Annotated in this window: 22 protein-coding genes and 1 pseudogene; 12 read left to right on the forward strand and 11 right to left on the reverse strand. The window is 49.3% G+C overall.

All coding sequences use genetic code 11. From position 1 onward, the window contains the following. Nucleotides 1-202: 202 nt before the first annotated feature. Nucleotides 203-1,603, reverse strand: a complete 1,401-nt coding sequence (locus P4D80_RS23740; RefSeq protein WP_421656522.1) for an acyltransferase family protein — start codon at nucleotides 1,601-1,603, stop codon at nucleotides 203-205. 681 nt (nucleotides 1,604-2,284) lie between these two features. On the opposite strand from P4D80_RS23740, the gene P4D80_RS23745 reads away from it, so the two are divergent. The 5 genes from P4D80_RS23745 to P4D80_RS23765 all read left to right on the forward strand — a co-directional run bounded on the left by P4D80_RS23745 (nucleotide 2,285) and on the right by P4D80_RS23765 (nucleotide 7,388). After that, nucleotides 2,285-3,682, forward strand: a complete 1,398-nt coding sequence (locus P4D80_RS23745) for a tetratricopeptide repeat protein (RefSeq protein WP_421656523.1) — start codon at nucleotides 2,285-2,287, stop codon at nucleotides 3,680-3,682. Between the two features lie 457 nt (nucleotides 3,683-4,139). Further along, nucleotides 4,140-4,955, forward strand: a complete 816-nt coding sequence (locus P4D80_RS23750) for a tetratricopeptide repeat protein (protein WP_421656524.1) — start codon at nucleotides 4,140-4,142, stop codon at nucleotides 4,953-4,955. Between the two features lie 80 nt (nucleotides 4,956-5,035). Then, complete coding sequence (locus P4D80_RS23755; RefSeq protein ID WP_421656525.1) at nucleotides 5,036-5,860, forward strand: tetratricopeptide repeat protein; 825 nt, start codon at nucleotides 5,036-5,038, stop codon at nucleotides 5,858-5,860. 72 nt (nucleotides 5,861-5,932) lie between these two features. Beyond that, a complete protein-coding gene (locus P4D80_RS23760; protein ID WP_421656526.1) occupies nucleotides 5,933-6,745 on the forward strand; it encodes a tetratricopeptide repeat protein in 813 nt (270 codons plus the stop codon). A gap of 349 nt (nucleotides 6,746-7,094) precedes the next feature. Then, nucleotides 7,095-7,388: a hypothetical protein gene (locus P4D80_RS23765; protein WP_421656527.1), complete on the forward strand. Its 294-nt coding sequence runs from the start codon at nucleotides 7,095-7,097 to the stop codon at nucleotides 7,386-7,388. Between the two features lie 194 nt (nucleotides 7,389-7,582). Here the strand turns inward: P4D80_RS23765 and P4D80_RS23770 are convergent, their stop codons facing one another. Beyond that, entirely contained in the window at nucleotides 7,583-8,191 is a 609-nt protein-coding gene (locus P4D80_RS23770; protein ID WP_421656528.1) for a TetR/AcrR family transcriptional regulator, read from the reverse strand. Between the two features lie 321 nt (nucleotides 8,192-8,512). Between P4D80_RS23770 and P4D80_RS23775 the strand changes: the two genes are divergently transcribed. The 5 genes from P4D80_RS23775 to P4D80_RS23795 all read left to right on the forward strand — a co-directional run bounded on the left by P4D80_RS23775 (nucleotide 8,513) and on the right by P4D80_RS23795 (nucleotide 16,427). Next, complete coding sequence (locus P4D80_RS23775) at nucleotides 8,513-9,727, forward strand: HlyD family secretion protein (protein ID WP_421656529.1); 1,215 nt, start codon at nucleotides 8,513-8,515, stop codon at nucleotides 9,725-9,727. 24 nt (nucleotides 9,728-9,751) lie between these two features. Continuing rightward, nucleotides 9,752-11,761, forward strand: coding sequence for an ATP-binding cassette domain-containing protein (locus P4D80_RS23780; RefSeq protein ID WP_421656530.1), 2,010 nt, complete (start codon nucleotides 9,752-9,754; stop codon nucleotides 11,759-11,761). Then, nucleotides 11,758-12,864 carry an ABC transporter permease gene (locus P4D80_RS23785; protein ID WP_421656531.1) on the forward strand — a complete coding sequence of 369 codons (1,107 nt, stop codon included), beginning with the start codon at nucleotides 11,758-11,760 and terminating at the stop codon, nucleotides 12,862-12,864. Before P4D80_RS23780 ends, P4D80_RS23785 begins: the two co-directional genes overlap by 4 nt. Nucleotides 12,865-13,034: 170 nt before the next feature. Next, nucleotides 13,035-14,162, forward strand: coding sequence for an ABC transporter permease (locus P4D80_RS23790; RefSeq protein ID WP_421656532.1), 1,128 nt, complete (start codon nucleotides 13,035-13,037; stop codon nucleotides 14,160-14,162). Nucleotides 14,163-14,348: 186 nt separating this feature from the next. Next, nucleotides 14,349-16,427, forward strand: a complete 2,079-nt coding sequence (locus P4D80_RS23795) for an ABC1 kinase family protein (protein ID WP_421656533.1) — start codon at nucleotides 14,349-14,351, stop codon at nucleotides 16,425-16,427. A 249-nt stretch (nucleotides 16,428-16,676) separates the two neighbouring features. Here P4D80_RS23795 and P4D80_RS23800 read toward each other — a convergent pair. From P4D80_RS23800 to groES, 6 genes and pseudogenes are all read right to left on the reverse strand, one after another. Next, nucleotides 16,677-16,886 (reverse strand): annotated as a pseudogene (locus P4D80_RS23800) (Uma2 family endonuclease); the annotation flags it as partial. Between the two features lie 160 nt (nucleotides 16,887-17,046). After that, nucleotides 17,047-17,187 (reverse strand): hypothetical protein, encoded by a 141-nt coding sequence (locus P4D80_RS23805; protein ID WP_421656534.1) that lies wholly within the window; start codon nucleotides 17,185-17,187, stop codon nucleotides 17,047-17,049. Between the two features lie 377 nt (nucleotides 17,188-17,564). Further along, nucleotides 17,565-18,014, reverse strand: coding sequence for a transposase (locus P4D80_RS23810; protein ID WP_421656518.1), 450 nt, complete (start codon nucleotides 18,012-18,014; stop codon nucleotides 17,565-17,567). Continuing rightward, entirely contained in the window at nucleotides 18,011-18,409 is a 399-nt protein-coding gene (locus P4D80_RS23815; RefSeq protein WP_421656517.1) for a transposase, read from the reverse strand. The genes P4D80_RS23810 and P4D80_RS23815 overlap by 4 nt, the downstream gene beginning before the upstream one ends. Before the next feature lie 390 nt (nucleotides 18,410-18,799). Beyond that, nucleotides 18,800-20,437 (reverse strand): chaperonin GroEL, encoded by a 1,638-nt coding sequence (gene groL, locus P4D80_RS23820; protein WP_421656535.1) that lies wholly within the window; start codon nucleotides 20,435-20,437, stop codon nucleotides 18,800-18,802. Nucleotides 20,438-20,570: 133 nt separating this feature from the next. Continuing rightward, entirely contained in the window at nucleotides 20,571-20,882 is a 312-nt protein-coding gene (gene groES, locus P4D80_RS23825; protein ID WP_421656536.1) for a co-chaperone GroES, read from the reverse strand. 397 nt (nucleotides 20,883-21,279) lie between these two features. Between groES and P4D80_RS23830 the strand changes: the two genes are divergently transcribed. Then, nucleotides 21,280-21,930 (forward strand): pilus assembly FimT family protein, encoded by a 651-nt coding sequence (locus P4D80_RS23830; RefSeq protein ID WP_421656537.1) that lies wholly within the window; start codon nucleotides 21,280-21,282, stop codon nucleotides 21,928-21,930. Here the strand turns inward: P4D80_RS23830 and glgB are convergent. Both glgB and P4D80_RS23840 read right to left on the reverse strand, forming a co-directional pair. Further along, nucleotides 21,924-24,227 carry a 1,4-alpha-glucan branching enzyme gene (glgB, locus tag P4D80_RS23835; protein WP_421656538.1) on the reverse strand — a complete coding sequence of 768 codons (2,304 nt, stop codon included), beginning with the start codon at nucleotides 24,225-24,227 and terminating at the stop codon, nucleotides 21,924-21,926. The two genes, P4D80_RS23830 and glgB, sit on opposite strands and share 7 nt — an antisense overlap. A 678-nt stretch (nucleotides 24,228-24,905) precedes the next feature. Beyond that, the gene (locus P4D80_RS23840) at nucleotides 24,906-25,217 is read right to left on the reverse strand and encodes a 30S ribosomal protein PSRP-3 (protein WP_421659595.1); all 312 of its coding nucleotides are present in this window, start codon (nucleotides 25,215-25,217) and stop codon (nucleotides 24,906-24,908) included. A gap of 308 nt (nucleotides 25,218-25,525) precedes the next feature. Here P4D80_RS23840 and P4D80_RS23845 point away from each other — a divergent pair, with 308 nt between their 5' ends. After that, nucleotides 25,526-26,335, forward strand: a complete 810-nt coding sequence (locus P4D80_RS23845) for a TIGR01548 family HAD-type hydrolase (protein WP_421656539.1) — start codon at nucleotides 25,526-25,528, stop codon at nucleotides 26,333-26,335. On the opposite strand, the gene P4D80_RS23850 is transcribed toward P4D80_RS23845, so the two are convergent. Next, nucleotides 26,311-26,700 (reverse strand): Mo-dependent nitrogenase C-terminal domain-containing protein, encoded by a 390-nt coding sequence (locus tag P4D80_RS23850; protein WP_421656540.1) that lies wholly within the window; start codon nucleotides 26,698-26,700, stop codon nucleotides 26,311-26,313. The two genes, P4D80_RS23845 and P4D80_RS23850, sit on opposite strands and share 25 nt — an antisense overlap. Between the last annotated feature and the right edge of the window lie 177 nt (nucleotides 26,701-26,877).

A 26,877-nucleotide genomic window follows, 5' to 3' on the forward strand; every position in this document is an offset into this window, starting at 1 on the left:
GATTTTGGTAAGGACAAACAGGTTGGATTCGTTACAGTTTTATTCAGTTGTTATCAGTTGTTATCAGTTGTTGGTTATTGGCTATTAAGAGGAAGTAAGGGGTGAGCGGTGAGGGAGTGATAAGGTAACGGGGTGATAAGATAGGTTTCTTTACTCCATCACTCCATCACTCTCCCACTCCATCACTCCTTTACCCACCCATCTACCCATCCACTCTTCTACTAGCGCTGGCAGCAAACTCTAAATCATCCTCATTCACCCAGAGCGACTGCTCCCCATCGCTGACCTGGCATAGAAAAAATTCTTGTTCATCCAACAGTTTTTCGATCTTCAGCACAGTCCAGCCAGTTTTGCCCCGATAACTGACGCGATCGCCAATTTGGGGATTCCACTGGCGGCGACGAACCATGGGCTGTCGGTTCATCACATAATCCAGATCTCGCAAAATTCCGGTTACGACCTTTTGCAAAGCTGGGCGAGTGTAATCCGCCAGAATCGCGATCGCCCAGGTTCCTAACACAATCACTGGCAGCCAGTGGGCGTATAGCGAAGGGCTATCTCGTACAACCACTTTGATGGTCAGGTCCGCCACCAGACTGGAAAGCAAAAAATAGCTGTAGCTATATCCACCCAGTCCATTCAAAACGGTTGCCACTTGCCCCTGAACAACCGCACGAGAAACCACCATGCAACAGAGGCTAAGACCAATTGGCAACAGTAAATCAGCGAATATCCAGCCCAGGCGATAAAACTGGCAAACAAACCCCGCCCCATAAACCCCCAGCCCGATCAGTAATGCCTGTTCCGCCTGCCAGAAAACAGGCCCCCGTCCTTTGAGGTAGTAGTGCCCAACCACCATCCCAATTACAAAAGTGCTGAGCTTGGCTGGAAACAAAAGAAAGGGATACCAGCCCACTGGAGTATCGAACAACACGTAGGTGGGATGCCCATCAAATTGAAATACCGCCAGTGCCCGGTAGCCAATCGTAATGATTGTGCTAACCAGCAATAGATTGGCAGTACCCCAGCGTAACAGCAACAGCCAGAGAAATGGGGAAAGGAGCCCAAAACTCAGAATCAGTGGCATAAAGCCCCAGGTGCTGCTCGTTGCACGCAAAAGTTCACCGCTAAAATCTGCCAGCAGAGGAAAGGTAGCAGCTGCAAACATTTGCCAGGGATTCGGCAGGGGAAGGTTGGCCGCTACTCCGATCGCCCAAAGAATCGGAAGTGACAGCCACGCGATCGTCCAGAAAGGAAACAGCAATCGCAGCACCCGACGTTTGAGAAATCCGCTGATATCCAGAGGTTTTCCCTTTTGGGAGAGCACCAGACAAAAGCCACTGATCAGGATAAACACATCAACAAACTGAAACCCAAACCAGATCGGAATGCTGAGCAGGCGGAATAGCCAACCCCGATCTAAAAGACTTTCGACCGGGGCAAGCAACTGTTCCAAATTTTCTGCAAGTCCTATTGGTTGCGGAGTGTAGGCATAGCCTGTAAAGAGCGATTGGGCATGGTACAGCAATAAAAAAACAACTCCGAAGATACGAATACCTTCTAGCCAACCTAAACGCTGCCGCAGAATCCTATTATTAGCCATCTATCCCTGAATGAATGCAGAAGTGGTAAGCAGAGAATTTGAAAACAAAAAGCTGTTCTCACCGATTTTTTTAATCATCAACCGATTTTGATAAATAGACGTGGGTCTCCTCAGCATTAATGAGCAAGTCATTTTAACTTTGAGCCGCCAGATGCGCACATTTACAGCCTGATTGGAAAGAGCACGAGAGAAACTTGGGTATTGCCCAAATCATTAATGATTTTTCAGTTTGAAATAATGGCGGCTAGTGCCACTCATCATTACCTCTTGAGGTCTACCGAAACTTGAATAAAAGAGCCACAATTCCGTAAATCTACCGCACAAATTTTTTCTACTAATCTCAAACATGAGAATGATTTGTTTTTCTGATGAAAAAAAAACACCTTTTCCCCTCCTTCTTCCGAAAAATATGTATTTCTTTATTTTCTTTATAGTTTTATAGCCTACAGGTCCCATTTTTGATACAAATCCTCAACAGACCTCCATATTAGAGGCTGATTACATAAGCTTTATTTATAGGGTCACCTCATTCATTTCATCAGTTCTTTGCCCCCTACCCTTCGCTCCCCTTTGCTAGATAAAAGTAATCGGCTACCGTGAATTTACAGAATTCAATCGCTCCCCTCTCAGATATCAATTTTGCTTACGAGTAGAATGAAGCAACGTTCCTAGGTTCTGAACATGCCCCAGCTTTCAGATGCAGAAGCAGACTTTCTTTGCCAGCAAGGCTGGCAGCTTAGTCAGGTGGGTTCCTTTGAAGACGCTGTTCTTAGCTTTGAGCGGGCACTACAAATTGCTCCTGACAATTACCGAACCTGGTACCAGCGGGGAGTTGTTCTCTATGAATTAGGACGCTATGAGGAGGCAGTTGCCAGCTTCAACCATGCCCTGGACTTGAAATCTGATTACCCTGAAGCATTCAACAGTCGAGGGATGGCATTGTTTAACCTGGGTAGCTACGACGCCGCGATCGCCAGCTACGACAAAGCCATCAAGCTCAAGCCCGATTTTCATCAAGCCTGGTATAACCGGGGCAACGCCTTAGATAAAACGTGTTGCTATGAAGAGGCACTTGCCAGCTACGACCAGACACTCCAAGTTGACCCAGAGTATGCCAAATCCTGGTATAACCGGGGAATCATTCTATGCAAGCTAGGCCGACACGAAGAGGCGATTGCTAGCTACAACATGGCCATCCAGTTCAGACCCCATTACTCAAATGCCTGGTACAACCGCGCCAATACCCTGAATCAACTGAACCGCTACTACGATGCCTTGATTAGTTATGACCGGGTACTCAACATTAAACCAGACTGGTACGGAGCCTGGTATAACCGGGGCAATATGCTGCATAAGCTAGGGCGACATGAAGAGGCGATCGCCAGCTACAAAAAAGCCCTTGAGCTGAATCCCACCCTCTACGAAGCCTGGTACAACCGGGGCAATGCCCTAGTCACTCTGGGGCACTATGAAGAAGCCATCGCCAGCTATCGAAAAGCCTTGGATCTGAAACCAAACCTGCGGGAAGCCTGGTATAATTGGGGTTGCGCTTTACATAAATCCGGTCGCTATGAGGAAGCTATTACAAGCTATGACCGGGCGATTGAACTCAACCCCACCTTCGCCAAAGCCTGGTACAGTCGGGGGATTGCCCTCTGTAAACTGGGACGATACGCCGAAGCAATCACCAGCTTTGATAAAGCCGTTCAGTTTCAACCCGATTTGTACGAAGCCTGGTACCGCCGAGGCTTATCTCTCGGTCACTTAGGCCAGAACGAAGAAGCCATCGCCAGCTACGACAAAGCCCTGGAGATCAACCCCCACTTCTACCCTGCCTGGTACAGTCGAGGGGCTGCCCTCAGTCATCTGGGTAACTACCGGGTCGCCGTCGCCAGCTACGACAAAGCCCTGCTAATCAAGCCTGACTTTCCTGATGCACTCAGTCGTCGGGAACTGGCAATTGGACGCTATCAGCAAGAGCAACACGCGATCGCTGGTGAGCGAGAAGAATCAGAAGAATTTTCCAATCACTTTTCCTCAGCCAGCAAACCGTTCCAGTCCTTTCCACATGGCTCATAGGAAGAACAGTTGTTATCTGTTGGTTGTTAGAGGAAGTAGGGAGTGGGCGTTGCTGAAAAGCAGTATGAATCGAAATGAAGTTTCGAGCATACAGCACTTATTTCATACCCAAATTCAGCAACGCCGTAAGGGGTGAGGGATGGATGGGTAGCGGGGTGGATGAGTGATAAGGTAATAGCATAGTGGGGTGATACGGTATTTCCCTACTCTATTACTCCCTCCCTCCCCCACCCTCCCACGCCTTTCCTCTTCTGACTTCTGGCTCCTCGCTTCTAATTCCTGCCTCCTAACCCCTCTCATCTCTCCCCTCCAATCATTCATACTTCCTTTGAAGAAAGTTCAATCAGTCTTCAGATAACAGCCAATATTTTTGGCAATCCTAAGAACAGGACCTCTTGTCAGCATCTATTGGGGTATCCCTGGTGCAACGGGTTTAGCAAGGTTCCTTCAAGTTCTCATGGAAAATAGTCTGGACTCTGCGGCCTGGTATGGCCACGGAAATACTTTGTATAATTTGGGTCACTATGATGCCGCGATCGCCAGGTATGACAGAGTTTTAGCCGTACAATCCGACCTTTACGAGGTTTGGAGTTATCGTGGCTATGCCCTGGAAAATCTTGGACGCTATCAGGAAGCTCTGGCTAGCTTTGAACAGGCACTCAAGATTAATCCTGAATACTCCCTGGCCTGGCATGGCAAAGGCGTAACTCTTGCAAAGTTGGGGCGCTATAGAGAAGCCCTGATTAGCTTTGACAGAACTCTCAAGCTTAACCCCGCTGACCTTAAAGCTCGTTATAACCAGGGTAGTGCTTTAGTGCGTTTGCGTCGTTACGAAGCTGCTTTGGCTTGTTTCAACCGGGTATTGGAGTCTGCACCCAATGACTACAAAGCCTGGTATAGCCGTAGCAAAGCTCAGGCTAGCCTGGGTAATCTTCAGGAGGCACTCGTCAGCCTGGAAAAAGCAATTGCCATCAAACCCAATTGCTATTACGCCTGGAACTATCGAGGCAGCATTCTGACCAAACTGGGACGTTACGACGCAGCAATTTGTAGCTTTGAACGAGCCCTGGAATGTAAACCGAATAACCCCGATGCCTGGTATGGTAAAGCTCGGTGCTACGCCGCTCAGGGAGAAAGTGGATTGGCTCTCAATTTTCTACAACGTGCGATCAAAATCAACCCAGATCTGTACCGCAGCCTGGCAAAAATTGACAGCAACTTCCGTCAAGTTTTGAAAACCGACCAGATCCTTACCCTTTCCCCCCGAAAGTAGTAAGGACTCTCTATTCCCTGTTTATCCGGCACCTTTATTGGGCATGTTAACTAAAGCACTGTACTGAGAAGCTAGAGTCTATGAGCCACGCTCAAGATATTGAAGTTACCTTTTTCTTTCAGAAGGGGCTTTATCTGAATAGGATCAAGGACTACAGCGCTGCCATCGCTAGCTACGATTGCGCTCTGGAATTATATTCAGACTACCCTGATGCCTGGTATAACCGGGGAAATGCTTTGTATCATTTAGGACGTTACGAAGAAGCGATCACCAGCTATGACCAGGCGCTGGAGTATGAACCGGGATTCCCCGAAGCCTGGAATAACCGGGGCAGTGCGCTGGATGACCTGGGGCGTTATGAAGAGGCGATCGCCAGCTACGATCAGGCCATCAAGTTCAGACCTAACTACTACTGGGCTTGGTACAATCGGGGCATTTCGCTGCGAAATTTGAAGCGCTTTGAAGAAGCCATTGGTAGCTACGACCGGGCGATTGAATTTAAACCCGACTACTACTGGGCCTGGTATAATCGGGCACTGGCATTGCGGAAACTCAATCAGTTAGAGAAAGTGGTTGCCAGCTACGACAAAGCCCTGGAGTTCAACCCCTACTTTGAAGAAGCCTGGACCAATCGTGGCAATGCTCTGTATCACCTGGGACAGTTAGAAGCGGCGATCGCCAGTTATGATAGAGCTTTGGAGCTGAAACCCAATAATCCCAACACACTGTACAATAAAGCCTGTTGTTATGCCCTTCAGGGTAACTTTGATCTGGCGTTTGAAAACCTTCAGCGGGCTGTAGAACTGAGCCCAGATGAGTATCGTGAAATTGCCAAAACCAATTCTGATTTTGATGCCCTGCGCCAGGATAAGCGTTTTCTGTCCCTGATCGATGGCCGGGGCTAGGTGCCAGAAAAGCTGAACTAACAGGGCATAATACAGTCATCCTGAAATCAGCACTGTCAGTCCAGCGTTTCTATGAGCCATAGTGACGACTCAGCAATTTTTTACAGCCAGGGACATGTCCTGCGTGAACTGGGGCATTATGAAGGGGCTGTTGCCCGTTACGACCGGGTACTTGCCGTTAAACCAGACGACTATAAAGCCTGGAGTTGTCGTGGTTATGCGCTGGAAAGTTCGGGTCAGTATGAGGAGGCGGCTAAGAGCTTTGAGCAGGCGCTGGAGATCGCGCCCAGGTATGCTCCAGCCTGGCAAGGCAAAGGAATTGCGCTGGCAAAGCTGACACGTTATGAAGAGGCTGTCACCAGTTTTAACAAAGCTCTGAAGCTTCAACCTGACGATTACCGCGCCTGGCAAAACCAGGGCAAAGCGTTGATTAGCCTCTGCCGCTATAAAGAAGCGATCGCTTGCTTTGATAAGGTTCTGGAACTCAAATCTGACAGTTACAAAGCCTGGTATAACCGGGCAGTGGCACTGACTTGTCTGAACCGCTTCAACGAGGCTCTCACCAGCCTTGAAAACGCTCTCATTATCAAACGCACCTGCCACTATGCCTGGAATTATCGAGGAATGGTACTGGCAAAACTGGAGCGGTTTGAGGAAGCGTTGACCTGTTTTGAGAGGTCCCTCAAGGTGAAGTCAAAAAATGCCAATGCCTGGTATGGCAAAGCCTGTTGTTATGCGCTTCAGGGAAATGTTGATCAGGCACTTGAAAACCTGAAACAGGCAATTGAGTTTAGTCCCTACCTGTGCCGTGTGATGGCCAATACTGACGTTAACTTTCACCGAATTCGCAACGACCCTCGATTTCTAGCACTTCTGGAAGAATAAAAACTTCATAGCGATTTAGCGGTTTTCATTTGAATGAGGTACCTCACCCCCTTGAAAAGGGCTATGCTCATTTGCAAGCGATGCCCTCCCCGTCATCAGGATCATTGAATCTCGAATCATCACCGGGGCCAAAGCAGTGCCGTCCCCAGCATTAGCCATTTCAGGTTAATGTTGCCAGAGTTGCCTCACAGGAAGAATGGGTCAAGGAAGCTGCTTTGTCCGTGGTAACGCTTCATCGCGATCGCCCATTCGATCGCAAGCCATCCAAAGCTCCCCAAAGCTCAGACCTTGATACACTGGCATACAGCCCTTTTAACCCCCTCAGCTACCTTGTTTTTTGCGCAAGCCAGTGTTGCTAATCGGTGTAGGCACAGCAGGTCTGCTAACCGTGTTTCTGGCAACCTATTCCCACTGGTTTTCTGTTTTAACTGCGCTTCAACTGAATCCATCGAATCCATCGAACGCGCAGCAATTCGAGGTTCTGCCCCAATCGCTTATTCATGAACCTCCAACAACTCCACCGCCAGAATCCCTCGCAGCAAGGTCTTTGACTGGGTATCGAGATACGGTTTGGGCGGTGGCAACCAGTCCAGATGGGCAAACTCTGATCAGCGGCAGTTATAGCTCTACGCAGGTGCATTAAGACATTGGAATGAGAAAGGGAGTTGGGGCTTCGCCCCCAGCCAGGGGTTCCACCCCTGCACCCCGTCCTAACCATAATGACTACCGCTATATGACTGTCGCCAGGTTGCTCAGGACACTGGGTTTAAGGGGGTGTGGGGGTGTCACACGGTGTTGAGGTTAAGCCGTCTTGAGCCTGGTGGCTATGGCCATCAATTATGACTCTCGTTTCTTCGTTCTCAACATCAGGTCAACAAGGCTGGCAATGACGCGATCGCGCTCCAGGGGAATGGTTTCTTTGCCATGCAAAATCTCTTGCGCCAGCACGTAGGAAACCAGCGAACCGACAAAGATTTGAGCCATCGCTTCCGGGTCGGCAATATCCAGTTCGGGTCTGGATTGGAAATAGCGAGACAGAAGTTGCCGCCCCTGTTGAATCACCGAGCGAGTATATAGTTGCGCCAACTCAGGGAAGCGAACCGATTCCGCAATAATCAAGCGCAATAGGGAGAGGTACTCCTGGTCAGCAATGACTGTCAGGAAGAACTCAGCCAGTTGGAGCAGCACCACCTCTGGCTCACCCAATATCTCCTCCTCGCCAAGAAAATTTCTCACGCGGTCAAAGGTCACTCGCTCCATGAGGGCCTTAAATAGCCCCTCCTTGTCCTGAAAGTGGCTGTAAATCGTTTGTTTAGAAACTCCAGCTGCCGCTGCTACCCGATCCATGCTGGTACTGGCATAACCGGAGGCTAAAAAGACTTGCATCGCTCCCTGCAAAATCTGTTCCCGTTTCTGGTTAACAACCGTTAAAGTCCCTTCCATCATCCCGCCTTTCCCAGCACTAAGTAGGTAGTAGTCCGTCAGGATAGATTTGAGGGATAACTCAAATCTACAAAACCCAATTCTCAGGTGTTTTGAGGGTTTTCAACCCATCAAAACAGTCTTGACAGACCAGTAGTCATCATTAATTGGTAAAGGGGGAGTAGGGGCTGCGTCCCCAGGCAGGGGGTTTCACCCCCTCCACCCCCGAAATTATCTTTAATTTAATTGCACCTAGCTACTTACCATTAAATTTTCCAAACGATGGTTGTTTAACCATACTAGACTGTCTAGTATGATAACGTTCCTCATTTGAGGTTTCTAGCTATGAGTCAGACTATCACCCCTCCTGAAACTGCGCCTGCAGGTTCTGAATCGTTGCCGTCTAGGCTACACAAACCTCGCTCAAAAATTTTAATTCCAGTGGGAATTGGGGCGATCGCCGCGATCGCAGGCTCCATGTGGTACTTTCTGGCCCGTCCAATTGATACTGGGCTGAGGTTGAGTGGGCGAATTGAGGGTTACGAAACGGATATTGGGGCAAAGACAGGTGGGCGGGTTGATTTTGTTGCTGTGCGGGAGGGAGATGAGGTTAAGCAGGGGCAACTCGTCGTCCGCATCAACGACGATGAAGTGCAGGCCCAACTGCGGGGAGCCGAAGCCCGCATCGCCGCTGCCAGAAAACAGGAACAACAGGCCCGCGTGCAAATTGATGTGATTGAAAACCAGATCCGGGAGTCGCAGATTGGAGTGGTGCAGGCGCAACAGGATACGCAGGGACGGGTCTATCAAGCCCAGGCCAATGTGGCAACCGCAGAAGCCCAACTCAAAGAAGCCCAGGCCCAATTGAACCTGGCAAACGTCAACCGCGATCGCTACGCCCAACTTTACCAGGAAGGCGCAGCCAAGAAAATTGAGTTTGACCAGGCTCAAACAGCCTACGAAACCGCTCAGGCAAAGGTGGAGGCGGTGAATAAGCAGGTTGCTGCCGCCAGAGGAGCCCTGGCCCTGGCAGAGGCTTCTAACCTGAATCCCTATATCCGCAATGCCCAAACGGCTGCCCTGGTGGAGCAACGGAAACGGGCGATCGCCGCACTACAAGCAGCCCAGGCTGAAGTCAAAAATGCGGTGGCAGGAAAACAGCAAATTCAGGCGCAAATCGCTTTCCTTAACGTCACCAGCCCGATCGATGGAGTGGTCACAGCCCGTGCGGTGGAGCCAGGAGCCGTCGTCACCAGCGGCAGAACGTTGCTGACTGTGATTGACCTCAATACGGTTTACATGCGCGGCTTTCTCCCTGCTGGGGAGATTGGTAAGGTCCGCATCGGGCAACCAGCCAAAGTTTTCCTGGACTCCAACCCCACGCAGCCGTTAAATGCCAGAGTCGCTGCGGTTGATTCACAAGCTTCCTTCACTCCTGAAAATATCTACTTTCGCGATGACCGGGTCAGGCAGGCTTTTGGCATTAAACTTGCGATCGATAAACCCGGTGGTTACGCCAAACCTGGGATGCCCGCCGATGCTGAGATTGTGGTGGAGTGATCAACCAAGACAAAGGGCAATCCTATGACAACTTCCCGCCTGAACAATGCCCCCCACCCCTCCTCCTTCACTCCTCACCACTCAGTCCCCATCATTCAGGTGGAAGGACTCCACAAACGCTATGGCAGGCTGGTAGCCCTACAGGGTATTAGCTTTTCAGTGCGGCGAGGAGACGTGTTTGGGCTGATTGGTCCTGATGGGGCTGGAAAAACGACGACCTTTCATATCCTGGGTGGTGTGATGGAAGCCACGCTGGGAAGCGTGCGGGTTTTGGGCCAGAAACCCCGCGATGCTCGCTTAGGGATTGGTTACCTGACCCAACAATTTTCCCTTTATCCCGACCTCAGTATTGACGAAAACTTGCAGTACATCGCTGGCTTGCGTTGTGTTCCAGATCCGCTTTTTGCTGAGCGACGGAAAAAGTATCTGCGCTTGATGGGTCTGGAGCCCTTTGGTTCTCGTCTGGCTGGGCAACTTTCCGGCGGCATGAAACAGAAGTTAGCGCTCTGCTGTTCGCTGATCTACAAACCGGAAGTGCTGCTGCTGGATGAACCCACCACAGGGGTAGACCCCGTTTCCCGGCGCGAGTTTTGGGATGTGCTGGCGACCCTTGCCAGTGAAGGGGTGACGATTGTCGTTTCCACACCCTACCTGGATGAAGCCGAACGCTGCAACCAGGTTGCCCTTATCTATGGGGGACAGATTCAGCAAATCGGAACACCGAAGGAGTTGAAACAGAGTCTTGGTTTACAACGCTTAGAAGTTCGAACCAGTCAGTTGGCAGCGGCAGAACGGATATTAATCGAGGCGGGCGAGGGGAGAGTCTGTCAGAATACTGGCGGCGATCGCCCCCTTACCGCTGCCCCCCAAATTGTGGATGTACAAACCTTTGGCGATCGCCTCGACATCCTTGTTTCAGACGCTCAAACTGGCGAAGCTGAAGTGCGTGAACTGTTCGCCCAGAGCCACCTGCCCGTAAATCAACTGGATCGGATGGAGCCAACTCTGGAAAACGTCTTTGTTACCCGCCTGCGGCAGCAAGGGTCTGCTCCACCCTTCATTCCGTTTCCTCGCAGTCGCCGCGATGCCCGTCGGGACTCTGGGATACCCGCCATTTATGCCCGCAACCTGAACCGCATGTTTGGTAATTTTCAGGCCGTTAAGAACGTGAATGTGGAAGTCCAGTACGGCGAAATCTTTGGGCTGTTGGGTGCCAATGGAGCCGGAAAGACGACCACAATCAAAATGTTGTGCGGATTGCTGGAAGCCAGTTCTGGAGAAATTTCCCTGGGTGGTGAAACCAGTAACCTGCGTAGTCAAGACCTGCGGCGGCGAATTGGCTACATGAGTCAGAAATTTACCCTCTACGATGACCTCACGATCCTACAAAACCTGGAATTTTATGCTGGAGTTTATGGCATTCCCCGTCGGCTGCAACCCGAAAAGATCGCCTGGGTAATTACCACCTGCGGTCTAGAAGGGCAGGAACATCTGGTCACCGGGCAACTTCCCGGCGGCTGGAAACAACGGGTTGCGTTCGGGGCTTCCGTTATGCATGAGCCGGAGATTTTGTTTCTGGATGAACCGACATCAGGCGTTGACCCATTAGCGCGGCGGCAATTCTGGCGATTGATCAACGACTTCGCTCGACGCGGTACCGCTATTCTGGTGACCACTCACTATCTAGAAGAAGCGGAGCAATGCAATCGAATGAGCTTTCTGGTTGCTGGTGAAACGGTGATTGAAGGCTCTCCCAGCCAGATTAAGATGGGTCAACCCGGCAAGTTGATTGAAATCAAGCCTGATCGCACCCAGGCTGCTTCCGATTTGCTGAAACAACATTTCGCACCCTGGCGGGTTTCCATCTTTGCTGATCGCCTCCACGTCGTTATAGACGATCCAGAAACCGATCTGCCTCAACTCCGCTCTATCCTGCAATCGAGTGGATTGAACATTCAATCCCTGCGCCCAATTCCCTATTCCCTGGAAGATGCCTTTATTGGAACCGTACAGCGAGCGCAAGCAACACGATGAAACGAATTTTGGCTCAATGTGTCAAAGAACTGGCTCAATTTCGGCGCGATCGCATCACATTAGGTCTCGCTTTTTTACTGCCCCTATTGAGTCTGTTTATTTTTGGGTTCGCCATTCGGCTAGAGTCCAAAAACATTCCCCTGGTAATTCAAGACTTTGACCGCAGCGGTCTAAGCCGCACCTACATTGAACGCCTGTTTGCAACAAATCAATTTCAACCGGTCCGCTGGTCCCCCAACGAACCCGTAGAAGAAGCGTTAGATCAGGGGGTTGCCAAAGCAGCGATCATCATTCCGCCTGAATTTAGCCGCCGCATCAAGGCAGATAAGCAAAGCCCAGTTCAAGTACTAGTGGATGGTACCGACGCTAATAATGCCCGCGTTATCCGCAACAGCATACAAGCAACCACAAATTTCTTTTTGAGCGCAGATGGATTGGTAGACCGATTTGAGCCAATCAAGGCCCAGATCCGGCTATGGTTCAACCCTGGACGAAAAGAGTCGCTCTACATTGTGCCGGGGGTCTATGCTGTTGTGCTATGGATTTTTCCATCCTTGCTGGCAGCGATCGCTATGGTCCGCGAAAAAGAAAAAGGCACCATTTTGCAAGTCTATGCCTCCAGCCTTACCGCTTCAGAACTTTTACTGGGGAAGGCTCTTGCTTATGTCCTGGTAGGTCTTTGCGAAGCCTTAATCGTCATGGGTTTAGGATGGCTCATCTTTCGAGTGGGGTTTGCCGGTGATCCTGCTCCCCTACTGATCAGCACACCCATTTATTTAGCAGTTGCCATTATGTTTGGACTCTTCCTCGGCGTGCGCAGTAACAATCAAAACACCGCTGTTCAGGGAGTTGCCCTCATCGGTTTCTTGACGGCATTTCTGCTCTCTGGCTTTATTTATCCCCTCAGCAACATTCCCTTTCCCCTCTCCCTAATTTCCAACATCGTTCCCGCCCGTTACTTCATTGTGATTACCCGTGATGCCTTCGTTCGTGGTGTGGGATGGGCAGGTATCTGGTTTGATTTACTGATGATCATTCTGATTGGATTATTACTTTTTAATATTGCCAGACGGCTACTAAGCAGGATGCAACTGCCGTATTAAGTAGCTAGGCGCAATTCAACCCCCCATCTTGCAAAATTTAGTGTTTGCAACACTAGTCCTTTAAAGAATGTGGCTAACTCAACTGAAAAACCCTATATTTTTCCCAGCTCATAACCAAAACTCATAACCAAAACTCAAATCTTAATCCCTCCTCCCAACTCAAACCCTCTATGTTCCCCTTCCTCAAACATTTTTTTGACAGTCGTTTCTGGGCGTTGGCGCGCAAAGAATTGAATCAAATTTTTCACACAAAAGAACTGTTAATTCTATTAACAATTCCACCGACGATACAGTTGCTCATCTATGGTTTTGCTTTAAACCCTGATGTGCATTATTTGAAATTGGGTGTGGTGGATTACGCCAATGGGTCTGCAAGTCGAGAGTTGGTTTCTGCCCTGACAGAGAACCGGATTTTCATTGCAGAGGCGTATCCGGCGAGTGAAGAAGAGTTGGGACGCATGGTTGAGGAAGGGCAACTGACGGCAGGTTTGGTCATTCCACCCACCTTTCAACGAAACCTTGCGAGTGGAAAAACTGCAGAAGTGCAGGTGTTTATCGATGGAGTCGATGCAAATACGGCTGGAATTGCAAGTGGTTACGTGGCTCAAATTATTCGGCAACATAACTTTCGTCTGGCAGCCGGGCCGGTTTCACCTCCTGTAAGCCCTCAAGTCACTTTTCTCTACAATCCAGGGCTAACCAGTAGCTGGTTTTTTGTACCCGGTGTCATGGGATTAGTGATTACCCTGATTGGGACACTGGTTTCATCCGTTACCCTTGTCAAGGAGAAGGACACGGGCACCCTGGAACAACTGCTAATGACCCCCGCAGAGCCCTGGGAAATTCTACTGGCAAAAATTGTGCCGCTGTTTGGGTTGATGATGGGAGATGTGCTGCTGGCACTGACGATTGGGCGAGCTGTATTTGAGGTGCCGTTTCGAGGAAGTTTTCTCCTGTTTATGGTACTTTCGGGGCTCTATCTGTTTGTCGGAATCAGCGTCGGTATTATGTTGGCTACCATTTCCAGGTCTCAGCAGCAGGTCGTCCTCACTACCTTTTTCATTAATTTGCCGCTGATTCAAACTTCAGGCGCGATCGCCCCCATCGAAACCATGCCAATGTTTTTCCAAGTTCTGGCACTGTTCAATCCCCTGCGTCATTACATTGCCATTATCCGCGGCATTTTGCTCAAAGGTGTCGGGCTGGAAGTGTTGTGGACCCATGCCCTGGCACTGTTAGCGTTTGCGGCCATCCTCATGGGCATCAGCGTCCATCAATTTCGCAAGCAATTGAGTTGATGAAGCCCTGATAATAGGGATGGATGGAGTGATAGGGTGGGGGCGATGGAGTGGGAGGGTGGATAGGTAATAATTCTTTCTCCCACTTCCCCACTCTATAAAGATTTCTGCCATTCGTAGGAGTCCCTTTCGGGCGGATATTGTTACAATACTTTACAAGACCTATTCTTACCTGGCCATAAATCCATGAATTCAAAGACTGCTACTCTTGAATCGATTTCGCCTACCGAAAGAATCGCCGTTGGTTCCGTTGAGCAGTCCTACCATGAAATTGGGGATGGGCCAGTTACTCCTACGTTAGCCATTGAAGGGGAGCTTTCTCCGGTGTTTAAAAAACACTGGAGGTCTGCCCAGAGTTCCTCTAGGCATGAGGAAGTTACAGGTCTGCGGTACAACCCGGAGGCGATCGCTGCTTACTACCGAAAGCGCCCCTTTGCAGTTCTGGGGCGGATCATGCAAATCATTTTTCCCTTTTTGACCTATGGCCTGACCTGGTGGTGGAACCAGCGCACGGGCATCAATGAGCGCAAACAGCGGCAGCAGGCAGCCCGTCTGCGTGAAATTTTGACCTGGTTGGGACCGGCCTTCATCAAAGTGGGACAGGCACTCTCTACCCGTCCCGATCTGGTGCAGGCGGTTTATATGGAAGAGCTTGCAAAGCTACAAGACCAGTTGCCGCCCTTTGACAATGCCGTGGCCTACCGCTTCATTGAGGAGGAGTTGGGCAGTCCACCCGAAGATATCTATGCTGAGCTAACCCCCGAACCCATCGCAGCCGCTTCTCTGGGGCAGGTTTACAAAGGCAAACTGAAAACGGGGGAAGTTGTTGCGGTCAAAGTTCAACGGCCCGGGCTGGCTCAGGGAATTGCTCTGGATATGTACATTCTTCGGACTCTGGCCTACCTGGTGAAGAAGAACGTGAAGTGGGTGCGGAGTGACCTGGTTGGCATTATGGACGAGTTCGCTGCCCGCATCTTTGAGGAGATGGACTACACCCAGGAAGGGCGCAATGCAGAGCGGTTTGCCCAGCTTTACGGCAACATCCCCGATGTCTATATCCCTCGGATTTACTGGGAATACACCGGGCGGCGAGTGCTGACGATGGAATGGATTACGGGCACTAAGCTGACTCAGCCAGAGGCGATTCGAGCTCAAGGGGTGGATGCCAGTTACTTAATTGAGGTCGGCGTTCAGTGCTCTCTGCGTCAGCTTCTAGAAAATGGCTTTTTCCATGCAGACCCCCACCCTGGTAACTTGCTGGCAACACCCGACGGCAAGCTGGCGTACCTGGACTTTGGCATGATGAGTGAGGTGAAGCCGCCTCAGCGTTATGGATTAATTGAGGCGATTGTTCATCTGGTAAATCGAGACTTTGAAGGTTTGGCAAGAGATTACATTAAGTTGGAATTCCTCAGTCCTGACACTGACCTGACGCCGATCATTCCTGCTTTTGCCACGGTATTTAACAATGCTCTGGGAGCCAGTGTTGCTGAAATCAATATCAAAACGATTACAGATCAGCTTTCAGCATTGATGTATGAGTATCCCTTCCAGGTGCCTGCTTACTATGCGTTGATTATTCGATCGCTTGTCACCCTGGAAGGCATTGCCATTAATGTCGATCCCAATTTCAAAGTTTTGAGCAAAGCCTATCCCTATGTAGCAAAACGCTTGCTCACCGATCCAGCTCCCGAATTGCGGGCATCGTTACGGGATCTTCTGTTCAAGGATGGCAGTTTCCGCTGGAATCGTTTGGAAAACTTGCTCCGTAACGCTCGCAACAGCAGCGACTATGATTTAGGGCAGGTAGTTGACCAAACACTGGACTATCTCTTTTCTGAGCGGGGTGAGTTGATCCGGCAAAACATTGTCAATGAGGTTGTCAAAGGCATAGATACCTTAGCTACGAATACTTTCAACAGATTCAGTCATACGATTGGCGAACAATTGGGGCTTTCGATTCATCAGTCCCCAGTTTCGTCAGACAATCAGAAGACTCTAGACCACATTAAGCGGATCTGGGACATTTTGCAGGAAACCCGTGGCTTTGATCCAGCGAAAATTCTGCCCATCATTCCCCGTCTACTGTTTAACCCCACTGTGCACCAGATGGGTCAGCAAATTGCTGGTGGATTAGCTCAACGGGCGATCGCACGCGTTATTCGCGAGTTCCTTTTAGCGGAGGAGGTGGAACCCATTGATGAGGGAATTGTAAACCCGCCACTCCCCTCCAATCAACCGCGCCTTTCTCCTGCCCGTCAGTAAACAGTTTAAAACCGCTTTATCAGGTATGGCAAAAGCGGTTGCAATCACCGAAGCTGTTCAGCAGGGACAATCGCGCTCTTTAATGGATGCCATTATATAGCTCTACGCGGGTGCATTAGAACATTGGAATTAGAAAGGAATGGGGGCTTCGCCCTCAGCCAGGGGTTCCACCCCTGCCCCCCGTCCTAACCATAATGACTACCGCTATATTCCTTTGTGTGGGCGATCTCCCACGAAAGAAGCGATCGCTTAAGAACTAACCTTTCTGTAGCAATTTGATAATGAAACTCTAACTCTAAAAGATACAGAAACTAAATCAAATTCAGTATTCATATCTCCATATTCAGACAACAGCCACTGGTTGTTAGAAGTTTTGGCATAATGCTCAACATGAATTTTGTATTGATCAACTAAAACATATTCTTGAAAGCTCGAAAGCGTCCGGTAAAATTCAAACTTATCACTCCGGTCATGGTTTTAAGTAGGTTCCGATAAAACTTCCACAACTAATAGACAATTAATAGTGGGTTTTTAGTGGGTTTTAATAGTTAATAGTAGGTTTGTAATTGTATCTTTGCAATCTTCTGCAAATGCCAGTTCTCTGGCTACTAACATTACATCAGGAAGGTAGTCCAACCTGAGGAATCCAGAGACGCATATCGCTAATGAACACATCATAATCTTGCTCCGCGAGAGCAACATTCAGAGCAGAGCCAATATTAACTGTAATGCGATTGTGATTTGGTGTAGCCCCTGCCATTGGAAAAAAATTTGACCGTTGTAATATTCGCTTCTGAATTCAGCCGCTTCCTCTAATGCCAGGTATTCTTTGGGAAATTAAAAATGCTCTTTGGCTTGCATAGCTTCTGTTACTGAAAGAGTGCTTTTGTTCAGGCTATAGCAGGTAATATAGCAGTCCTAAATCAGTCGTGAGATTGAGAGGTTTTGTGAGAAAGGATTGCTGCGGGGAATCCTTTCTCACAATCCAAATAAGTAGGTAGTGCAGCGTTAAGACTAAAAATTAGGGTTAGCCATCTCTGAAAACCTTATCTGACGTACTTTTCAAAAGGTGGAAACCCTAAAATTAAGCTGTGGCACTGCAGTAGTCATAATTAAGAAACTGTTTGTAAATAATAGTTAAGCAGGTCTTGGGTTTCTCGTTCGGCGATTGTTGGTTAATTGCCGGAGCATTAACCGAATCATGACGACATAAATCATGCCTTCGTGATTTTCAGGTAAGGTTTCATAGTCTCGTGCCAGTGCTCGTGCATTGTCCAACCAGGTCCAAGTCCGTTCTACAATCCAACGCTTGGGTTCTAGCTGAAACCCCTTAGCCCCCTCTGGATGCTGACTAATTTCTACCTCAACGCTGCGTTCCTCCGTGTCAAAGGTATTGCTGATGAGGGCTTTCAAGGCTTCCTGATACCCTTTGTCTGCCAGCACTTTGGCCATCTGCTCATACAACTCTAACACCCAAGTCAGTACCGCTGGTGCGGCTTTAACATCGGCGACATTCGCTGCACGCCCATAACACCCCAACACGAGTCCCAATACATCCACGACAATATGACGTTTGCGTCCTTTCACTTGTTTATGCCCATCGCCCCCCTGTTCGTTCCCCCTTTTTGACCGAGTTTGATGGACTGACTATCGATGATGGCTAAACTGGCGATGATGGCTAAACTGGGGTCCGCATCGCGCCCCTCACTCAGCCGCACATCCTGCACCAAGGCGTGATTGATTTGCTCCCAAATGCCTATTTGACCCACAATCGGAAGTACCCGTAGACCGTCTGCCAAGCGAAAATCACACGGTAAACTGCGCCATTTGATGCCGTTATCTGCCCGGTAGAAAATCGCATTTAACACTTCTCGCGAGGTCACTTCCCGGTTCTTACCCAGAGGCTTTTTCCCGAGTAACAGCGGTTCGATGCGTTCCCAGTCCTGGTCGCTCAGGTCACTGTCGTAAAAGGGTTGGCTCATATTCTCAAGGAGTGCTAGCGAGATGATTTAGGTATCGCTATTCCATCAAGAAGAGAATCCGTTGATCCTCTGTCCATTCCCGTTCTAGCTAGATGATTTAGGTATTGCTCATTCCATCTCCTGGGAACCATTCTCTTTACATCTATTTACAAACAGCTTCTCAAGGGTGAGGTGGGGGCAGCTAGGGGTAGACCCCCTGCACCCTGTCCTAAGCCTGGTGGCTATAGGTACGGGATCGCTATAGATCTCAGTGGATTTTAGATCTCAGTGGATTTTGCTCAAAATACAAGGAGCGATCGCTCCGTGAGAGAAGCGATCGCTCCTATTCCTTCAGGTTTTGAGCAGAGACAGTAGAACCTGGTTCCTGGCCCCTAATCTCTAACCTCTTAATTAGTAATCAAAGTCACCGCCCATGCCAGCACCAGCACCAGCAGGAGCATTATCCTTCGGCTCAGGCTTGTCAACCACGATGCACTCGGTGGTTAACACCATACCGGCAATAGAAGCGGCGTTTTGCAGAGCGGAACGAGTCACCTTAGCAGGGTCAACAATACCGGCCTCGAACATGTCAACAAACTCATTCGTTGCCGCATTGTAACCAACGTTGAAGGACTTCTCCTTAACGCGCTCAGCGATCACCGCGCCATTCTGACCGGCATTTTCAGCAATCCGCTTCAGCGGAGCCGACAAAGCACGGGCAACAATGGTTGCACCAATCAACTCTTCGCCATTCAGATGGCTGCTTGCCCAGGACTCCAGGTCAGGAGCCAGGTGAGCCAGAGTCGTACCACCACCGGGAACGATACCCTCTTCAACCGCAGCCTTGGTTGCGTTGATGGCATCTTCCAGGCGCAGCTTGCGGTCCTTCATTTCAGTTTCGGTTGCTGCACCGACTTTGATTACAGCAACACCACCCGCCAGTTTGGCCAGACGCTCTTGCAGCTTCTCTTTGTCGTAGGAAGAATCAGTTTCTTCCATCTGACGGCGGATTTGCTCGCAACGAGCTTTAACAGCGGCTTCGTTGCCTTCTGCCACAATGGTGGTGCTGTCTTTGGTAATGGTGACCCGGCGAGCCTTACCCATCATGTCGAGTTTGGCATTGTCCAGCTTCAGACCGGCATCTTCGGTAATCACCTGACCACCTGTCAGGACGGCAATGTCTTCCAGCATGGCCTTACGGCGATCGCCAAAGCCAGGAGCTTTCACAGCCGCTACGTTCAGCACACCGCGCAAACGGTTGACCACCAGGGTAGCCAGAGCTTCCTTCTCAATGTCTTCAGCAATAATAAGCAGTGGGCGACCCGCACGAGCCACTTGCTCCAGCACAGGCACCAAGTCTTGCACCAGAGTAATCTTTTTGTCGGTGATCAGCAGGAAAGGCTCATCCAGCACTGCTTCCATGCGCTCGGTGTCGGTAGCGAAGTAAGGAGAGATATAACCCTTGTCGAAGCGCATCCCTTCAGTGATTTCCAGTTCGGTTGTCATTGACTTGCCTTCTTCTAGGGAGATGACGCCCTCCTTGCCAACCTTATCCATCGCGTTGGCAATCATTTGACCCACTTCGTCATCGTTACCAGCAGAGATGGCACCCACCTGCGCGATCGCCTTGGAATCTTCAACCGGGCGAGCGTGTTCAGCAATTTTGTCTACTAGGAAATTGGTGGCTTTGTCGATACCGCGCTTGAGCGCGATCGCATTTGCCCCGGCTGCAACGTTCCGGAGACCTTCCTTCACCATTGCGTGAGCCAAAACGGTTGCTGTCGTGGTACCATCCCCTGCGGCATCGTTGGTTTTAGAGGCTGCCTGCCGAATAAGGGATACACCCGTGTTCTCAACGTGATCTTCCAACTCAATTTCTTTGGCAATCGTCACCCCATCGTTGATGATCTGGGGAGCACCAAACTTTTTCTCCAAAACGACATTGCGCCCCTTAGGACCAAGGGTAACGGCGACAGCCTCAGTCAGAATATCCATACCACGCTCTAAGGCGCGACGAGCATTTTCGTTGTAAATGATGCGCTTAGCCATAGTTCTCCAGTAGTCTTGAGTGTTGAGTTAAGAGTTTTGAGTGAAAAAACGCAAATCGTGGGAGCAAGTCCTAAGTTTCGAGTTATCAATCGTTTTAGATAGCTCAAAACTCAGAGCTTAAAACTCAGAACTTCTATGAGACGACTGCCAGAATGTCCTTTTCAGACAACAGAACATACTCCTCAGTGCCGAGTTTGATGTCAGTGCCTGCGTACTTTGAGTAGAGAACCTTATCGCCAAGTTTGACTTCCATTTCCTGGCGGTTTCCCTTCTCATCACGCTTACCAGGACCCACAGCAACTACTTCGCCAACCTGAGGCTTCTCTTTTGCCGTATCAGGTAACAGGATTCCACCAGCAGTCTTCTCCTCAGAAGCACTCACCTTAACAAACACACGATCACCCAGAGGTTTAACAGTAGAAACACTCAGAGTTACGGCTGCCATAAATAATTCTCCAAACTAGCAGGTTAGGTGAACAGTCTGGATCGAGTTAGCACTCTCGACCTCTGAGTGCTAATTTAGCCATAGCCCGGTCATGATTGCAACTTTTTCAGTTGTACGGGTTCCCGAACTACCTGTGGGCTTGAAACCCTGATTCCCTCGCCCCCCTTTCCAGGATTGTCACAAAAAAATTGACAAACCCAGTCAACCAGCTCATACCCTTGAATGCCCCTATGAACTCTCCTCTCCCAAAAATGGCCTGAGCAACCCTCTTCATTGTGGCTTCATTCCATTAATCAGCCGCCATTTATGAAGGTTTAGTGATTGCGATTAAGGACAACAATTCTCCGGGTACCCTTAAATGCGATCTACTACCCGCTTCATTTTATTTAGGGTGCTGATGATGAAAACTTATGTTGAATGCAGAACCGCCTTTATCAGAATCATCACCAGGATTAGAACGAACGATAGGCGTAGCCTCAGCTTCCAAGCTTCTTCTACCTCTACGACCCCCTACCCCCTCAAGCCATTTCCATCCAAACCCACTACAGCAGGATTCACCCTCCTGGAATTGACCACCATCCTGGTTGTTTTTGGCATCCTAATGTCGATTATGGCTCCCGGTTGGAATGCTTTGTTAAGAAGACTAACCCTCAGCCATGCTCAGGATGTGGTTTATCAGGCTATTCGAGATGCTCAGGGTACGGCCCAGCGATTAAATGTTCCCTATCAGGCAAGCTTTCGAGAATTCAACGGTATTGTCCAGTGGTCAATCCATCCTGCCAGTGTCAATGCTGCCACTGCCCACTGGAAAGATCTCGACCCCAATATCCAAATAGACTCGGAAACCACCTTACAACTTGCCGGTGGTATCCGCAGAATTCAATTTAAAGAAAACGGGAACGTCAATGGTCAGCTCGGCAGGCTCACACTTTCAAGCAAAAGCGGCGGTGGAAGCAAACGTTGTGTCATGATATCTACCCTCCTTGGAGCTATTCGCAAAGGGGAGGAGCGACCCAGACCCGATAGTAGCGGTAGAACCTGTTATTGAGCAGTTATGCCCTTTTCTGCTGCGGCTGTCTTTTGGCGATCTAGCTTCAAGATCAACGTTCCTAATGGAGGTAGGCAAAGATCTAGAGAGTAAGGACGATTATGGTAAGCCCAGTCATCTGTCCACTTACCTCCCAGATTGCCCATGTTGCTGCCCCAGTATTCGCGGGAATCACTGTTCAGCAATTCGGTATAAAAACCTCTTTCAGGTACACCGACCCGGTAATGGGAATGGGGTTGGGGGGTAAAGTTGCAGACAACCACAATAAACTCGTTTGAATCCTTTGCCCTGCGAATAAAAGAAACCACGCTGTGACGGTTGTCACTACAATCAATCCATTCAAATCCTTCTTGCCCAAAATCCTGCGTGTAAAGTGCAGGTTCACTCCGATAAAGCCGATTCAGGGCTGCCAGAAAGTTCTTAAGCTTTTGATGGGGTTCATATTGTAACAAGTGCCACTCTAGGTCACCCCAAACATTCCACTCGCTCCATTGCCCAAACTCCATGCTCATGAATAAAGTTTTCTTACCAGGGTGGGTGTACATGTAGGCGTAGAGGCAACGCAGGTTCGCAAACTTCTGCCACTCATCACCTGGCATCTTGCCAATCATGGCACTCTTGCCATGGACCACTTCATCATGGGAGAGCGCCAGCATAAAATTTTCGCTGTGGTTATACCAAATACTGAAGGTAACATTATTCTGGTGGAACTGGCGGAACCAGGGGTCCATATGGAAGTAGTCGAGTATGTCATGCATCCAACCCATGTTCCACTTTAGGTTAAAGCCCAGACCACCCACATATGTAGGCCAGGAAACCATCGGCCATGACGTTGATTCTTCGGCGATCGACAAAATCCCTGGAAAATAGCTGAAGATGACATGGTTCATCTGCCGCAAAAATTCTGCAGCCTCAATATTCTCTCTACCACCATATTGATTCGGTAACCACTCGCCCTCCTTCCGGCAGTAGTCGAGATAGAGCATGGATGCCACAGCATCTACCCGAATACCGTCAATGTGATACTTGTCAAACCAGAAGAGAGCGTTGGCAACCAGGTAATTGCGGACCTCATTGCGGGAGTAGTTGAAGACCAGGGTACCCCACTCTTTGTGTTCACCTTTGCGAGGATCGGCATGTTCGTAAAGGTGGGTGCCATCAAAAAAGGCTAACCCGTGCCCATCTTTTGGGAAATGTCCCGGTACCCAGTCCACAATGACCCCGATGCCATTTTGGTGGCACTGGTCAACAAAGTACATGAAATCTTGAGGGCTACCATAGCGTGAGGTGCAGGCATAGTGGCCAATTACCTGATAACCCCAGGAACCATCGAAGGGATGCTCGGCGATCGGCAGTAACTCGATGTGAGTAAACCCTAAATCTTTTACATAGGGAATCAGTTTTTCTGCCAGTTCTCGATAAGTAAGAAAACGGGCACCGGGCTTCAATTCTGACACAATGACAACGGGCTCTTCAGTCCCATCTGGTAACTTGTGAGGTTCTGCAGAGGAGGCGTGCAGCCAGGAGCCCAGGTGGACTTCATAAACCGAGATTGGCTGGGTCAGAGGGTCGGTATGACGGCGTTTTTCCATCCAATCGTCATCGTGCCAAGTGTAAGTATCCAGGTCGGTGACAATGGAGGCTGTTTTGGGACGGGGTTCCTGTTGAAACCCATAGGGATCAGATTTTTCGTAGATGTGCCCTTCGGGGTTCTTAATCTCGTACTTGTAGTGATCGCCTACACCCAATTCAGGCACAAACAGATCCCAGATCCCATTTCCAATCTTGCGCATCTGGTACTTGCGCCCATCCCAATGATTGAAATCTCCAATCACCGAGACATTCCGAGCGTTAGGAGCCCATACAGCAAAATAAACGCCCTTAACCCCATTCATCTCCGTGACGTGGGCCCCCAGCTTCTCATAAATGCGGTGGTGATTCCCTTCTGCAAACAGATGGATATCAAAATCGGTCAGGTAAGGAGAGCGAAACGCGTAGGGATCATAAATCACCCGCTCATGCTCCCCTTCCTTGATGCGTAGCTGATAATTTGCCAGTTCGGGGATCTCAACCGTGCATTCAAAAAAGTGAGGATGATGAACAGTCTGCATCAAGTACTCCATCCGCAGGTCTGGGCAGACAACCCAAACCGCATCTGCCGTTGGTTGGTAAGCTCTCACTACCCAGGCTGTCTTGCCATCCTTCTCAATTTGATGGGGGCCCAGCACTTCAAACGGATCATGGTGCTGATTCCAAACAATCCGTTCTACCTGATCGGGGGTAATGGTCATCGTCATGAAGCTACCTACTTACCTATAAAGACGTTTTTGAACACAAGAAATGTAAAGATACGGCAACGTACTGTAATAAACCGTATCAAATGATGGCTCAAGACTCAAATATCTTTGGGTATAAGTCCCAGGTAGTTCTGGGTAAGAAATTTCACCTGCGCCATTTTCAGCTACTCTACCGCCTCTTCCTGATTTCTTGAAAGAGGATGATAGACAAATGCAGGTTCAACACAAAACCCGCTTTAACTTTACCACTCTAAGTTAGAGCGGGTTGATAGGTAAAAGTAATTAATTGTAATTAGGTGTTAGCTTTTGGCTGTTCCCTTTTTCCCAAGGCAGTCGCCATAACAGCGTCTAACGTCGCGGATGAAAAGGGTTTACTAAAAGTTTCACAATGTTGGTAGCTTAGGCTTTAGCCTATTCGACTGAAGTTATTACTACGGACGTTGCAGAATGTGTTGTCTCGTCTAGTGCAGCAAAACGAAAGGTTTGTTGGGGGTGCAGGGGTTTCACCCCTGCCTGGGGGCGCAGCCTCCATTCTCCCCTTCCAATTAAGGATGGCTACCTAATTAGTCCGTCAGGATAGATTTGTGGGGTAGCTCAAATCTAGTAGCTCAAATCTATAAAATCCATTTTCAGGGTGTTTTGAGGGTTTTCAACCCTCAAAACAGTCTTGATAGCCTACTAGGCACTTCCTGTAAAAGTGACCTCCGGGAATTTTGCCTGCGCCTCAGCCATCGGGCGCCGCTTTCCTTCCTCCTGCCAGTAGTTAATCACCTCAGTAGCCTTATTCAGCAATTCAACCCGATCCACCTCGGAAATCCAATGCTTGGATTCCAATTCATTTTTGAGTTGTTCCCAGGCATCATTTCGAGGCCAAAAGAAGTAGGACGTCAGGGGGCTTGTCCCCTTTCCCACCACCTGGTCTACTGCAAGTGCGACGTTCTCTTCTAACCAGAGAACCTTCAAAATAAATTTTGACAACCCTACCTCCAGCACGTTCCCAGATTTTTGATAACTTTACCAATCTATTATTTTAACGTAGGGTAGTGGGAATAACCACGTATCCTTAAGAAGGTATGCTTTCAACAAAAATTATGAGTCCTGAACTTCATTGTGTATGGAGTCAGTAATTAGCTAGGTGCAATCAAATTAAATTAAAGATAATTTTGGGGGTTGGAGGGGGTGAAACCCTCTGCCTAGGAGCGCAGTCCCCATTCCCCCCCTTTACCAATTAAGAATGACTACTTAACTTAACCCAATTAGAACTTGCTTTAGAGTTCCCAGTGGTCTTTGAGAAAATCATGTTTGTTGTGTTTGATATTGATGGGGTTATCCGAGATGTCAGTGGCTCTTACCGTCGAGCGCTGGCGGACACTGTTGAGCATTTTACGGCTGGGGCCTATCGTCCTTCCCAGGCAGATATTGATGCATTGAAATCAGAAGGCATCTGGAACAACGATTGGGAAGCATCCCAGGAACTGGTGTATCGATACTTTGAAGGGAAATTGGTGAGTAATGGGAAAGCGATCGCCCCATCAACGGTGTTAGGCCGAGAAGAGGTGAATCTGAATTACGAAGAGCTGGTGGCTTTTTTTCAGTCTCGTTATCGAGGACCTGACCCCACCCACTGGACAGGTTATATCTGCCAGGAACCGCTTCTAATTCAGGCAACTTACCTGGAATCTCTGACGAAAGCGGGGATTCGCTGGGGTTTCTTTAGTGGGGCAACGACCGGCTCAGCCCGTTATATTTTGGAAAAGCGGATTGGGCTACAGTCTCCCGTACTGGTTGCCATGGAAGATGCCCCCGGTAAACCGGATCCTACAGGACTTTTTAAAGCCGTGGCGTTACTGAACGGTGTGGATTCTCTCGTTCCGGTAATCTATGTGGGTGATACGGTTGCCGATATGTATGTGGTTGAAAATGCTCGACAGATTCAGGGCGATCGCCGCTGGATTGGAGTCGGAGTTTTGCCGCCCCATGTCCAGGCAAAGGAGGAGCAGCGCGAAACCTATGCGGCGAATCTCCACAAAGCCGGGGCAGTCATCGTTCTCAAAAGCGTTGAGGAGTTAACTCCAGCAGTGATTTACCATTTGGGGCAGGAAAAGTAAACACTCACATCTTCACCACATTCATCGGCCAGGTAGCACAGAGCCCGGAAACGCAGATCGACAAGTTCCTCATATAAGGGATTCAGCTTGCAGAGAGGAGGAATCCTGAAAATTGGGCGTCCGAAGGCCGTCACTGTACGTTCAAACGGGCAACGATCCGGGATCACTCGGCAAATCATCCTGGCTGTCCTGGCGTTGTGAATTCTAATGCCATTCAACCATCGACGAAGGGGGAGTAATGGAGTGAACCGCATTCTGAAAAAAGAATGACGGGAAACTGCCTCGACATCAACATTGACCTCTTTAGAAATCCAGATAAAGGATTCGAGTCGGGTGGTAGAGATTTCGTAGCGCGAACTATCCATGCTTCCTTCCTAACCGTCTGAAGCGTGTGCAACGGTGCCACCTAGCAACTGCAACAATTGGATTGAGTAACCATGAGTTCTAAGGCGAACCGTTGCAAATGCCATCTGGATGGTGGAACCAACCAGGTAGAGTGTCCTATCCCTGGGTGTTTGCCAAGATGTTGCCCATCGCCCAAG

Source organism: Leptothermofonsia sp. ETS-13, from assembly GCF_049200465.1.
GTDB lineage: Bacteria > Cyanobacteriota > Cyanobacteriia > Leptolyngbyales > Leptolyngbyaceae > Leptothermofonsia.